The organism is Vibrio sp. R15-SG3-ISO1A (assembly GCF_059833955.1).
In genome coordinates, this window is record NZ_JCBDGH010000042.1 from 1 (window position 1) to 13,853 (window position 13,853).

Here is a 13,853-nt window from a genome sequence, read left to right on the forward strand (position 1 = left end):
GTGAACATCGATCACATCGCAACTCTACGTAACGCACGCGGGACAAAATACCCAGACCCTGTCCATGCCGCAGAAGTGGCTGAGCGCGCCGGTGCAGATGGGATCACCATCCACCTACGCGAAGATCGCCGTCACATCAACGATCGTGATGTTCGTATCTTACGTGAAACGATTCAAACGCGAATGAATCTGGAAATGGCCGTTACCGATGAAATGGTCGAGATTGCGCTGCAAACCCAGCCAGAGTATGTCTGCTTGGTGCCAGAGAAACGCGAAGAGCTGACCACAGAAGGTGGTCTGGATGTGGTAGGTCAACTTGAGAAAATCAAAGCGGCGACCCAAAAACTCACCGATGCCGGCATTAAAGTCTCTCTGTTCATTGATGCCGATCGCCAGCAAATCGACGCCGCAAAAGCGTGTGGCGCACCGTATATTGAACTGCACACCGGCCACTATGCCGATGCAACCAATGATGCAGACCAACAAGATGAGTTGAAAAAAATCGCTGCAGGCGCCAGCTACGCCGCCGATCTCGGCATTACCGTGAATGCCGGGCATGGTCTCACCTATCATAACGTGGCTCCGATTGCGGCCATTCCAGAAATGTACGAGTTGAACATCGGTCACTCCATTATCGGCCGCGCGGCCTTTGATGGTTTGGCAAAAGCCGTGGCTGACATGAAGGCCATTATGGTTGAAGCTAGAAAATAGTCACTATGGCGATCGTAGGATTAGGCACAGACATTGCGGAAATCGAGCGAGTGGAAAAAGCCCTCGCTCGCAGTGGTGATGCGTTTGCCCAGCGAATCTTAACGCCGTCTGAGCTCGACACGTTTCATGCCATTAAACAGAAGGCGCGTTTTCTCGCCAAACGCTTTGCTGCGAAAGAAGCTGCATCAAAAGCATTGGGAACGGGAATCGCGCTTGGCGTGACCTTTCAAGACTTTACCATCAGCAATGACGAACTCGGTGCGCCTGTCCTAACGCTGGCGAATAAAGCTTTAGCATTGGCGAATCAAAAACAGGTGGCGCATATCCACCTGTCGATCTCTGATGAGCGCCACTATGCGATGGCGACGGTGATTTACGAATCGGCCTGATGTCAGGCCGAGACCTAATCAAGTGCTAGGTAGTGGGCCGATGCCTCGGTCACTTTTTCCATTTCATCTTGCAACTCAAACAGCTCCGGCTCCACCTCTTCAATACTCGCGCCTGAGCGCAGCGCTTTCTCTAATGTCGCGCAAATCGACTTAAGACGAGGCACACCGCAATATGAACTGCTGCCATGCAGTTTGTGGACATGATGAATCAGATTTTCTCGAGCTTCTTCATCCCCATCCCCCGTGAGCGACTGTTCGACAACCGAATTGACCTCGGGAATGTAGTCGACCAGCATTTGTAGCATCTCTTTGGCGAGCGAGGCTTTGTTGGCAGATTGCTTCAACGCGGCGGGCCAGTCAATGACGATTTGGCTATCACTCTCGGACGGTGTGCTCGGCACGTCCGGTGTTGTGTGGACTGACAGATCGAGCTTTTCCAACTCTTGCACAGTGGCATTGGGGTTCCAGTGCATCAACACCTGCTGCAATACATGCTCTTCTATTGGTTTGGTGAGGTAGTCATCCATGCCGGCTTTAAGTAGGCGGTCGCGCTCGCCTAGCATGGCATGAGCGGTGACAGCGATCACCGGAGTCTGCTCATTGAGCGGCAGTTTTTTGATCGCTTTGGAGGCGGTAACCCCATCCATTTTCGGCATTTGAATGTCCATAAGGATCATATCGAAATGCTGATGTTCCGCCTGTGCGACGGCGTCTTCGCCATTGCTACAGGTGATCACTCGCTCAACGCGCTCTTTTAGTAGGGCGGTGATGAGTTTCAAGTTCGCGGGGTTATCATCCACGGCCATCACCGTCAGTGGCAATTTATCGGTGCTGACAGGCGTGTTGGGCTCCAGAAGAGGCAGCGCCTCTTGGTTCGCGGCTAATGTCTGCAGAAGCTTACGGCGTGACAATGGTTTGGTGATGCAGTGAACTTGATACTTTTGAATCAAGTGATCAGACACAGCAAGGGCGGTACTTGGCATGCCGAGGACAACGTGCGGCGCGTAGGCCATGGCGCGTTCCACCAAGCTTTCCACTTCGCTAACGGTGTTATCTTGGCTCGGGGCCAGATTGAGCAGCACGTAATCATAGTTGGCGGCTTCTTCAGGCATCGACGAGCGGTAAGTGACCGACAACCCTTCGCGAGTCAACATGTTTTGTACGATCGAGGCCGCTTGCATATTAGGTTCAATTAGCAGCAACTGGCGCTGCGCTAGGGCTTGCGCTTCGATGAGATCGCTCACCGGCATATCGGTGACATGCAATCTCAGGGTAAACCAGAAGGTAGAACCTTGGTGCAAGCGACTGGTTAGGCTGATTTCACCGCCCATTTGACTGACGAGTTTCTGCGTGATGACTAGCCCAAGCCCGGTGCCACCATAGCGGCGCGAGATGCTGGCGTCTGCTTGACTAAAGGCTTGGAAAAGCTGCGCTTGTTGACGCTCTGAAATACCGATACCCGTGTCGCGCACCATAAATTGCAACTCAACCACGTCATCGCGCTGTGAGCGAAGTTCGACGCTGATATCGATGTTGCCACGCTCAGTAAACTTGATGGAGTTGCCCACCAGGTTGGTCAACACTTGTTGGATGCGCAGCGGATCGCCAGCGAGACCCGCCGGAATTTTCGGATCCACTTTGAGCGTCAACTCTAGCCCTTTCTCATGGGCGCTGGTGGCTTGCAGGCTAACCACCTCTTCCAGCGACTCTTGGAACTCAAAAGGAATATTCTCTAGCGCCAGCTTACCCGCTTCAAGTTTCGAGAAATCAAGAATGTCATTGATGATGTTGAGCAAGTTGTTAGCGGAACGCTCGATGGTCTGCAAGTAATCGGTTTGGCTGTTGGTGAGTTTGGTTTTCAACATCTGGCGAGTAAAACCGATCACACCATTTAGCGGCGTTCTTAGCTCGTGTGACATGTTTGCCAGAAACTCGGATTTCACTCGCGCTGCTTCTTGCGCGCGTTTTTTCGCAATATCGAGCTCGACGTTTTGGATCTCAAGCTGCTCAAGGGTTTCGCGCAGATCGGAAGTGGCTTGGTCGATGCTGTGCTGCATTTCCACGTGGTATTCCGACAGCGAGACCGCCATTGCGTTGATGCCGTTTTTCAACGAGTCGAGCTCGCCGTGCATTTTGCCTTCGATACGCACATCCAAATGCCCGCGACGAATGCGATCCACCATGTTTTTCATGTGAGAGATCGGACGGGTCACGTCGTACATCAAGCGGTAGGCGAAGACGGCGGATAGGCCGAGTCCGACGAGCAACACTAACGCAGCGGCAAAAATTTCTTGATACTGCTGCAAGCGCAGCGAAGAGAGATCGAGCTCAATCGAGACATAGCCGAGTGCTGGTGTGGTGCTTTGCCCTTCGAGTGTGGCGGTTAAGCCCGCCTCAGAGATAACGGGCGCGCGAAGAATTAAGGTGTTGTCGCGCAAATCAGAGGTGAGTAGCAGCGGGATGGGCTCTTGTTTTGGAAAGGTCAGCGACTCGAAGTTAGGGTGAAAGTTCGAGGTCACGAACAGATCGTGCTTGTAATCAAATACGGCAATACTGCGGACAAATTTCGAGTTCTTACGATGCGCAAAGCTGATGATGCGCCTGACGGCTTCGCGGCTGTTGTTGCGAAGCCCATCTTCACTGGCAATCGCCAAAGGCTCAACGATATTTAAACCTGAATTGATGACCTGAGTTTCCAAATCGTGATAGCGATTAAAGGAAAAGAAGGCGGTCAGTAGAAGCCCGATGATCAATGTGGGGGCGAGAGTAAGAGAAATAACGCGGGCGCGTAAGCCATATCTGGTCATTATTGTCTAAACATCGTGGTGTGGATATGGGAAAATAACTTCCATAAATAGAAGCCGCCGAAGGTTTAAGCATAATCAACTCGGTCGGCTCACACAATGATTCTGCTGTAAAAGCGGGAATCGACACTGTAATTAGAGCAAATACAGTCTGTTGACTGCGAAATAGGCACGGCACATGGCGCGTTTCTTCCAACCTAAAAAGAAAACTCAACTCAATACTAAGCATCAATCTGTTCTGGTCGAGAAACTCGATCACCACGGTGCGGGCATGGCATACCAAAATAAAAAGCCGATTTTTATTGAAGGCGCTCTGCCTAAAGAAGAGGTATTGATTCAACTGACGGAAAGCAAAGCCAAGTACGCGCGTGCCAAATTGATCAAAGTTCTCACGCCTAGCCCAGAGCGTATTGCGCCATTTTGCCCGCATTATGACATGTGTGGCGGCTGTAACATGCAGCACCTCTCTAGCGCCGATCAACAAGCGCATAAATCGCGCACCTTGGCGCAGTTGATGCGCAAATTCAGCGGACAGGATGCAGCGCTCTCAGCCCTGATTTCTGGCGATGAGCAAGGCTATCGCCGCCGCGCGCGCATCAGTATCAAGTGGGATAAAAAGCAGCGTCAGTTACAGTTCGGTTTTCGTAAAAAACAGAGCCAAGAGATCATCACACTGACCGATTGCCCAGTATTGGCGCCAGAGCTGAGCGCGTTAATGGCGCCGCTGTATGCCTTGTTGTCGGAGTTCAGTCAGCCAGAGCACCTTGGCCATGTGGAATTGGTGAAGGGAGACAACGTTAATATCTTGGTGGTGAGACATCTCAAGCCGCTGACCGAGAATGAAGAAGCGGCGTTGATCGCCTTTGCAACCACTCACCACATCACGCTTTACCTGATGCCGGAAAGTCATCAGTTGACGTTGGTGATGGGCGAGGCTGGGATCTACCAAGAAGCAGGCGTGACTATTGCGTTTGAACCAAATAACTTTATTCAGGTCAATCAGAAGGTCAACGCGCAAATGGTCCAACAGGCGATGGCGTGGCTAACGTTGAGCGACAGCGATCGTGTGTTGGATCTGTTTTGCGGTCTAGGCAACTTTAGCTTGCCAATCGCTAAGCATGTAGCGCATGTGGTTGGTGTTGAAGGTGTGGAGGCGATGGTTGAGAAAGCGGCGAACAATGCGGCGCTCAATCAACTCTCCAATGTCGAGTTTTTCCAAGCGAATTTGGAGCTGCCCATCGCAAATAACGCCTGGGCGGGCGAAAAGTTCGATAAAGTGTTGCTCGACCCAGCACGAGCGGGCGCGAGCGGCATCGTAGAACAACTTTCTGCCTTGGGTGCGACTCGTGTCGTTTATGTTTCTTGCAATCCTGCTACCCTAGCAAGGGATTCGCAAAGCCTTCTCGAGCAGGGCTACCAATTAGAAAAACTCGCGATGTTGGATATGTTCCCCCATACCAGCCATTTAGAATCAATGGCGTTATTTGTTAAGGATTAGACCCGCCCGCAGGGCGAGGTTAAAAAAATAAAAAACTAGGACGATAGAGATGGTTGCGGTAAGAAGCGCACACTTAAATCAAGACGAACAGTTTGAGCTAGAAAAATGGATTGCGAGCCTGAATCAGGACGCAAAAATTGCCCAGCGCTTAAAAGAAGTGTACCGCCAGTGTGAAAAGGTACTTGAGGGTAATGAACAAGGCCCACTGCTGTTATGGCGTGGCCGTGAAATGATCGAAATTTTAATCACGCTGTCGATGGACAAAGCCACCTTAGTGGCGGCGCTGCTGTTTCCGCTCGTCTCGGCTGGTGCCTACGCGCGTGATGCCTTTGAAGAAGACTTTGGCAAAGAAACCATCAAACTGATTGATGGCGTAGAAGAGATGGCGGCACTTGGCCAGCTCAACATCACCATGGAAGGCAGCGCTGCATCGGCGCAGGTGGACAATGTCCGCCGAATGCTACTGGCGATGGTTGATGACTTTCGCTGCGTAATCATTAAGTTAGCTGAGCGAATTTGCAACCTCATTGAAGTAAAGAAAGCGCCCGATGAAGTGCGCCGTGCTGCAGCGAAAGAGTGTGCGAATATCTACGCACCACTGGCCAACCGTTTGGGTATCGGTCAGTTGAAGTGGGAAATTGAAGACTACGCCTTTCGTTACCAGCAACCGGAAACCTACAAACAGATTGCAAAGCAGCTCTCTGAGCGACGCATTGTCCGTGAGCAGTACATCAAAGATTTTGTCGATGATCTCTCCGATGAAATGAAAGAGGCGGGCATCAACGCGGAAGTGAGCGGGCGTCCCAAGCACATCTACAGCATCTGGCGCAAAATGCAGAAGAAAAATTTGGCGTTCGATGAGCTGTTTGACGTGCGCGCAGTGCGCATCATCGCCGATAAACTGCAAGACTGTTACGCCGCACTGGGGATGGTGCACACCAAATACAAACACCTGCCCAGTGAGTTTGATGACTATGTCGCAAACCCAAAACCGAATGGTTACCAATCCATTCACACCGTAATTCTCGGCCCAGAAGGCAAGACCATCGAGATTCAGATCCGCACCAAGCAGATGCACGAAGATTCTGAACTTGGGGTGGCCGCGCACTGGAAATACAAAGAGGGCGGCGCTGGTCGCAGTGGGTACGATGAGAAAATTACCTGGCTACGCAAACTGCTTGATTGGCAAGAGGAGATGTCCGACTCGGGTGAGATGTTGGATGAAGTGCGCAGCCAAGTGTTTGATGACCGAGTCTATGCCTTTACTCCGCGTGGCGATGTCGTCGACTTACCGATGGGTGCGACTCCGCTCGATTTTGCTTACCACATTCACTCAGAAGTGGGGCATCGCTGTATTGGTGCCAAAGTAGCGGGCCGTATCGTGCCTTTTACCCATAAATTGTCGATGGGCGATCAAGTTGAGATCATTACTGCTAAAGAGCCCAATCCATCGCGCGACTGGTTAAACCCGTCGATGGGGTTTGTGACCTCAGGGCGAGCACGCGCGAAGATCAATGCTTGGTTCCGCAAGCAGTCTCGTGAGAAAAACCTCGAGGCGGGGCGCGAGATTCTCGAGGTGGAACTGGCGAAAATTGGTGCGACGTTAAAAGACGCCGAGCGTTACTCGCTGAAGCGCTTCAACGTTAACTCGACCGATGAACTGTTTGTTGGGGTGGGCAGTGGTGATTTGCGGATTAACCAGATCATTAATCATATCAATGCGTTGGTGAACAAACCCACCGCTGAAGAAGAAGACAAGCAAGCACTAGAAAAGCTCCAAGAAGCAGAGCACAAAGCGCCGGCTCAGAGCCGTCCTAAGAAAGATGCGGTTGTGGTCGAAGGGGTCGACAACTTGATGACTCACCTCGCTCGATGCTGTCAGCCAATCCCGGGCGATGAAATCTGCGGTTATATCACCCAGGGTCGTGGCATTTCAGTACATCGCGCCGATTGTGAGCAGCTTGATGAGTTAAGGCACCATGCACCAGAACGTATTATTGATACCGTTTGGGGCAGCGGTTTTGTGGGCTCCTACATTCTCACCGTCCGTGTTGAGGCGATGGAGCGCGGTGGGCTGTTAAAAGACATCACTACGCTGTTTGCCAATGAGAAAATCAAAGTGACCAGCATGAAGAATCGCGTCGACTATCGTAAACAGTTATCGATAATGGATTTTGATCTTGAAGTGAACAACATCGAGGTGTTATCACGGGTGATCAAACGTGTGGAACAGATCCGAGACGTGATGAGCGTTAAACGTTTGGGCTAACCGGAATCCGTAGCAATTATTGACAATGCGCGTTAAGCGCGACCAACAGTTCGAAGGTGAGTGGTTATGCTGCTCACCTTTTCATTTTGTGAGGGAGAGGCATGAGTCATCCAATTGAACAATTAGAGCAAATCATGGCCAAGCTGCGTGATCCAGAACACGGCTGTCCATGGGATTTAAAGCAGTCTTTCGACACCATAGTGCCGCACACCATTGAAGAAACCTATGAAGTGGTGGATGCGATTCACAACCGTGATTGGACCAATCTAAAAGAAGAGCTTGGTGATCTGTTGTTCCAGGTGATTTTCTACAGTCAACTGGCTAAAGAGCAGCAATTGTTTGATTTTTCTGAGGTGGTCGACACAGTGAATGAAAAACTCACGCGCCGTCACCCGCATGTCTTTGGCCAAGCGGAGTTTGCCAGCGACGAGGAAATTAACGCCAATTGGGAGGCGGAAAAAGCCAAAGAAAAAGCGCAACTAGGCAAAAATGAGCAAAGTATCCTAGACTCAATACCAGCTTCTCTACCAGCGCTTTCTCGTGCTACAAAAATTCAGAAAAAGTGCGCCAAAGTGGGCTTTGATTGGGACACTTTAGGACCCGTGGTGGATAAAGTGCGCGAGGAGGTCGATGAAGTCGTCTCGGAAGCGGTGCAAGTCTCGGTGCAAGATGACAAGGTCGAGATGGAGCTCGGTGATTTGCTGTTTGCGGTGGTGAATCTTGCTCGTCACCTCGGTCATGACCCTGAAGCGGCATTGAGCAAGGCGAATCTTAAGTTTGTGCGTCGCTTTAAAGGCGTAGAATCACGTGTTGCAGCGCAGAATAAGACGCTAGAACAATTGCCTTTAGAGGCGCTTGATGCACTGTGGGATGAAGTAAAAGCAGCGGAAAAATAGACTCGCTCAGAGTAATCACGCGAATTCGTCTGAGTACAGTCAGCCGTCGCGTGAATTTGATTTGAAGCAAAAAAGAAAAAATGACACTGTGATAGATTTCACGTTGTGGCGGTTAGGGTCTTCTGGTATATTTTCGTCCCGTCCAGAAGAATTCCATTTCCCTCATTCAACCAATTTCAGGTTAAACATGACGACAAATTACATTTTTGTTACTGGCGGGGTTGTATCCTCTCTAGGTAAAGGTATTGCAGCTGCATCTCTAGCCGCTATTCTAGAAGCTCGTGGTCTTAAAGTGACCATGATGAAGCTTGACCCTTACATCAACGTTGACCCGGGCACCATGAGCCCAACTCAGCACGGTGAAGTGTTCGTCACGGAAGATGGCGCAGAGACCGACCTAGACCTTGGTCACTATGAGCGTTTCATTCGCACCAAGATGACTAAGCGCAATAACTTTACTGCCGGTCGTGTTTACGCAGACGTGCTTCGCAAAGAGCGTCGTGGTGACTACCTAGGCGCCACCATTCAAGTTATCCCTCACATCACTAACGCCATTAAAGACCGTGTTATTGCCGGTTCTGAAGGGCACGATGTGGCTATCGTTGAAGTTGGTGGTACGGTCGGTGACATCGAGTCATTGCCATTTATGGAAGCGATTCGTCAGCTTGCTGTTGAACTCGGCCGTGAGCGTGCGATGTTCATGCACTTGACGCTAGTCCCTTACCTTGCTGCGGCGGGTGAAGTGAAAACTAAGCCGACTCAGCACTCAGTGAAAGAGCTGCTCTCTATCGGTATCCAACCTGATATTCTGGTTTGTCGTAGCGATCGCATGATCCCAGCGAACGAGCGTAAGAAAATTGCCCTTTTCTGTAACGTTCCTGAGAAAGCAGTGATTTCGATGAAGGACGTGGATTCGATCTACAAGATCCCTCAACTGATCAAATCGCAAGGTCTTGATGATCTTGTGTGTGCACGTTTTGGTATCGACGCTCCAGAAGCAGACCTGTCTGAATGGGAACAGGTTATCTATGAAGAAGCGAACCCAACGGGCGAAGTGACTATCGGTATGATCGGTAAATACATCGAACTGCCGGATGCGTACAAATCAGTCAACGAAGCGCTTAAGCATGCTGGCTTGAAAAACCGCTTGAACGTCACCATTAAATACGTAGATTCACAAGATGTTGAGACTAAAGGCGTTGAAGTGCTTGCCGGTCTTGACGCTATTCTAGTACCGGGCGGTTTTGGTGACCGTGGTATCGAAGGTAAGATTCGCGCAGCGCAATACGCGCGTGAAAACAATGTCCCTTACCTTGGTATCTGTCTTGGTATGCAAGTCGCGCTGATTGAATACGCTCGTAACGTCGCGGGTATGGAAGGCGCGCATTCAACAGAATTTAATAAAGAGACGAAATACCCTGTGGTAGGCTTGATCACTGAGTGGGTCGACGGTGAAGGTAAAGTTGAAGAACGTACCGAAACGTCGGATCTTGGTGGTACTATGCGTCTTGGCTCTCAGCTATGTCACTTAGAGAAAGGAACTAAGGCTCGCGAGCTTTATGGTAGCGCGACGATTCATGAACGTCACCGTCACCGTTACGAAGTGAACAACGTCCTTCGACCACAAATTGAAAAAGCGGGCTTGAAGGTCTCTGGTCTTTCTGCAGACAAGAAGCTGGTGGAAATGATTGAAAACCCAGCGCACCCATGGTTCGTTGCGGCTCAGTTCCACCCAGAATTCACATCGACGCCTCGTGATGGTCACCCATTATTCGCAGGTTTCGTGAAAGCCGCTGGTCAGCACTCACGCGGCGAGTTTGAGAAGTAAGTAAAAAGGATACGGGCGGCGGCGAAGGTTGTGCTGCTGCCTTTTAAATTTGACATTTATATTTGAACGAGAGGAAACATTAATGTCTAAGATCGTTAAAGTTCTAGGTCGTGAAATCATCGACTCACGTGGTAACCCAACTGTAGAAGCTGAAGTACACCTAGAAGGCGGTTTCGTAGGTATGGCTGCTGCTCCATCTGGCGCATCTACTGGTTCTCGCGAAGCTCTTGAGCTACGTGACGGTGACAAAGCACGTTTCCTAGGTAAAGGTGTTCTTAAAGCTGTTGAAGCAGTAAACGGCGAAATCGCAACTGCTCTAACAGGTAAAGACGCGAAAGACCAAGCGGCTATCGACGCAATCATGATCGAGCTAGACGGCACTGAGAACAAATCTAAGTTCGGTGCAAACGCAATCCTAGCGGTTTCTCTAGCGAACGCTAAAGCTGCTGCAGCAGCGAAAGGCATGCCTCTATACGAGCACATCGCTGAGCTAAACGGTACTGCTGGTCAGTTCTCTATGCCTCTACCAATGATGAACATCATCAACGGTGGTGAGCACGCAGACAACAACGTTGACATCCAAGAGTTCATGATCCAACCAGTTGGCGCTAAGACTCTTAAAGAAGGTCTACGTATCGGTGCTGAAGTTTTCCACAACCTAGCTAAAGTTCTTAAGTCTAAAGGCTACAGCACTGCAGTGGGTGACGAAGGTGGTTTCGCTCCAAACCTTAAGTCTAACGCTGAAGCTCTAGAAGTGATCGCAGAAGCGGTTGCAGCGGCAGGTTACGAACTAGGTAAAGACGTGACTCTAGCTATGGACTGTGCTGCATCTGAGTTCTTCGACAAAGAAGCTGGCATCTACAACATGAAAGGCGAAGGCAAAACCTTCACTTCTGAAGAGTTCAACCACTACCTAGCTGAGCTAGCAAGCAAGTTCCCAATCGTTTCTATCGAAGATGGTCTAGACGAGTCTGACTGGACTGGCTTCAAGCACCAAACTGAACTACTAGGTGACAAGCTTCAACTAGTAGGTGACGATCTATTCGTTACTAACACTAAGATCCTTGCTGAAGGTATCGAGAAAGGCGTAGCTAACTCTATCCTTATCAAGTTCAACCAAATCGGTTCTCTAACTGAGACTCTAGCTGCAATCAAGATGGCTAAAGACGCAGGTTACACAGCTGTAATCTCTCACCGCAGCGGCGAAACTGAAGATGCAACTATCGCTGACCTAGCGGTAGGTACTGCTGCAGGTCAAATCAAGACAGGTTCTATGAGCCGTTCTGACCGTGTTGCTAAGTACAACCAGCTAATCCGTATCGAGGAAGCGCTAGGTGAGCGTGCACCTTTCAACGGTCTTAAAGAAGTAAAAGGCCAAGCTTAATTCTTTATTGAATAAGGCTTAGCTTTAACGCTTTTTAGAAACGCTCCACTTCGGTGGGGCGTTTTTGTTTTTCTATCCACATTATCAATGATATTTACGACTTGTTTACATTGCTGTTCATTATGCACTCAGTTCTATAACTAAAGTGTCTAGATAATGGAAATTGAGTATTTTCTATTTTGCCAACAAACCGTTACCGTATTTGTCTTACATTATTCAAATAACAACGTTGGTTAAAAAGGAAACATCATGAGTGTCGCAGTGATTGCAAATTTAGTGGTATTTGCAGCGCTTCTTTTCTTCTTGAATCTTCAGCAAAGAAAAGGCGCAACACTATCAAGACAAGTGCTGATTGGATTGGTGCTAGGTAGTGGATTTGGTTTAGCGTTACAGCTGATTTACGGTGAAGGTAGCCTAGCGATTGGTGCGAGCCTAGACTGGATCAATGTGGTTGGCCGCGGTTATGTTGGTTTGCTGCAAATGGTCATCATGCCTTTGGTGTTGGTCTCAATGTTTGCAGCGGTAGTGAAGCTTGAGAACTCGGCCTCCCTTGGCAAAATTAGTGGCTTAACCATTGGCGTGCTGCTGTTTACCACCGCGATTTCTGCTTTGATTGGTATTGCAGTGACGCAAGGCTTTGGTCTTTCTGCTGAAGGGTTAACAGAAGGTTCGCGCGAAGCGGCGCGTCTGTCTGCCTTAGAAGGTCGAATGGATCGTGTCAGTGACCTGACGATTCCCCAGATGCTAGTCAGCTTCATTCCAACCAACCCCTTTGCTGATCTGACGGGTGCGCGTTCGACCTCGATTATCGCCGTGGTGATCTTCGGTATCCTTTCTGGCGTTGCCGCGCGTAAAGTGATGTTGGAAAAAACCGAACTGGCGACGCCGATTCGTACCTTTGTTGAAGCTGTGCAATCCATTGTCATGCGCCTAGTGAAAATGATCATGGCTCTCACGCCTTACGGTATTGCCGCTTTGATGGCCAAAGTGGTCGCGACCTCAAGTGCGAGTGATATTCTTAATCTGCTGGGCTTTATCATCGCCTCTTACTTTGCGATTGCGTTGATGTTCCTTGTGCATGGTGTGTTGGTCTCTTTTGTTGGCGTGAGCCCGAAAGAGTACTTCACTAAGATCTGGCCAGTATTGACCTTTGCTTTCACGTCACGCAGCTCGGCAGCGACCATTCCATTGAACGTTGAAGCGCAAATCAGCAAATTAAAAGTGCCGCCTGCGATTGCCAACTTATCCGCCTCATTTGGTGCCACTATTGGTCAAAATGGTTGCGCGGGTATCTATCCGGCGATGTTGGCGGTGATGGTCGCGCCGACGGTTGGTATCAACCCAATGGACATCAACTTTATCCTGTCGTTGGTGGCGATCATTACTATTAGCTCATTCGGTATTGCTGGTGTAGGTGGCGGCGCGACCTTTGCTGCGCTGATTGTGTTGCCTGCGATGGGGCTGCCGGTGACAATTGCTGCACTATTGATCTCGATTGAGCCTTTGATTGATATGGCCCGTACGGCGCTCAATGTCTCAGGCGCCATGACAGCCGGTACGATCACCAGCCGCTTGTTAAAACAGAAAGCGGATGAGCCGGAACTCAATGAACAAAGCGCATAACCGTTACTCTGTGTAGAGTGCAAAGCCTAAGCCTGGTTGCTTAGGCTTTTTCGTTTGGGTGACGATTTTTCTTTTAAGCATCTACTCTTCGTTTTGGTCACTAGAGAGACGTTTCGCTTTGCTTTGTGCAATCGCTTCGATGCGGCGTTGATTGAGCGCTTGGCGAATCTCTGCACCTTGATAACCAGCGGCAATGATGTCTTTCACTTCAACGCTCAGCGCCGCTTGGTAGGCTTGTTCGAACCAGATTTTTTGTGGATAGGGTTCGGCTTCAAAGCCTTTTCTTCCCTGGCTATCTGCCATGCAGCAGAGCAGGATATCGTCTAATCGTTCAGGCTTTCGCCAGACGTCAAAGGCATCGAGCACTTTGAGTAACGTTGCCGGCTTGAGCTCAGCGGCGCGATGAATATTGGAGTGGTATTGGCAGACGAGCAACGCCAAATCGCGGTAC

General features: G+C 49.9%; 9 protein-coding genes and 1 pseudogene. 8 read left to right on the forward strand and 2 right to left on the reverse strand.

Going from position 1 to position 13,853, the window contains the following annotated elements:
* Positions 1 to 711, forward strand: a 711-nt coding sequence (pdxJ, locus tag AC6R0L_RS06500) for a pyridoxine 5'-phosphate synthase (protein ID WP_500628642.1), incomplete at its 5' end; no start/stop codon positions are given.
* 5 nt (positions 712 to 716) lie between these two features.
* Positions 717 to 1,100 (forward strand): holo-ACP synthase, encoded by a 384-nt coding sequence (gene acpS / locus AC6R0L_RS06505; protein ID WP_487901375.1) that lies wholly within the window; start codon positions 717 to 719, stop codon positions 1,098 to 1,100.
* A gap of 14 nt (positions 1,101 to 1,114) precedes the next feature.
* Here acpS and barA read toward each other — a convergent pair whose 3' ends face one another.
* Positions 1,115 to 3,907: a two-component sensor histidine kinase BarA gene (barA, locus tag AC6R0L_RS06510; RefSeq protein ID WP_500628643.1), complete on the reverse strand. Its 2,793-nt coding sequence runs from the start codon at positions 3,905 to 3,907 to the stop codon at positions 1,115 to 1,117.
* Positions 3,908 to 4,082: 175 nt separating this feature from the next.
* Here barA and rlmD point away from each other — a divergent pair, with 175 nt between their 5' ends.
* The 6 genes from rlmD (at position 4,083) to AC6R0L_RS06540 (ending at position 13,402) form a co-directional block, all read left to right on the forward strand.
* Complete coding sequence (gene rlmD, locus AC6R0L_RS06515) at positions 4,083 to 5,402, forward strand: 23S rRNA (uracil(1939)-C(5))-methyltransferase RlmD (protein ID WP_500628644.1); 1,320 nt, start codon at positions 4,083 to 4,085, stop codon at positions 5,400 to 5,402.
* Between the two features lie 49 nt (positions 5,403 to 5,451).
* Positions 5,452 to 7,671 (forward strand): GTP diphosphokinase, encoded by a 2,220-nt coding sequence (gene relA / locus AC6R0L_RS06520; protein WP_500628645.1) that lies wholly within the window; start codon positions 5,452 to 5,454, stop codon positions 7,669 to 7,671.
* Positions 7,672 to 7,772: 101 nt separating this feature from the next.
* Complete coding sequence (mazG, locus tag AC6R0L_RS06525) at positions 7,773 to 8,567, forward strand: nucleoside triphosphate pyrophosphohydrolase (RefSeq protein ID WP_487901371.1); 795 nt, start codon at positions 7,773 to 7,775, stop codon at positions 8,565 to 8,567.
* 187 nt (positions 8,568 to 8,754) lie between these two features.
* On the forward strand, positions 8,755 to 10,395 hold the full coding sequence (gene pyrG, locus AC6R0L_RS06530) for a CTP synthase (RefSeq protein WP_334554207.1): 1,641 nt from the start codon (positions 8,755 to 8,757) through the stop codon (positions 10,393 to 10,395).
* 82 nt (positions 10,396 to 10,477) lie between these two features.
* Positions 10,478 to 11,779 (forward strand): phosphopyruvate hydratase, encoded by a 1,302-nt coding sequence (eno, locus tag AC6R0L_RS06535; RefSeq protein WP_334554209.1) that lies wholly within the window; start codon positions 10,478 to 10,480, stop codon positions 11,777 to 11,779.
* Between the two features lie 249 nt (positions 11,780 to 12,028).
* Complete coding sequence (locus tag AC6R0L_RS06540) at positions 12,029 to 13,402, forward strand: L-cystine transporter (protein ID WP_500628646.1); 1,374 nt, start codon at positions 12,029 to 12,031, stop codon at positions 13,400 to 13,402.
* A gap of 81 nt (positions 13,403 to 13,483) precedes the next feature.
* Here AC6R0L_RS06540 and cca read toward each other — a convergent pair.
* Positions 13,484 to 13,853, reverse strand: a pseudogene (gene cca / locus AC6R0L_RS06545) (multifunctional CCA addition/repair protein); the annotation flags it as partial.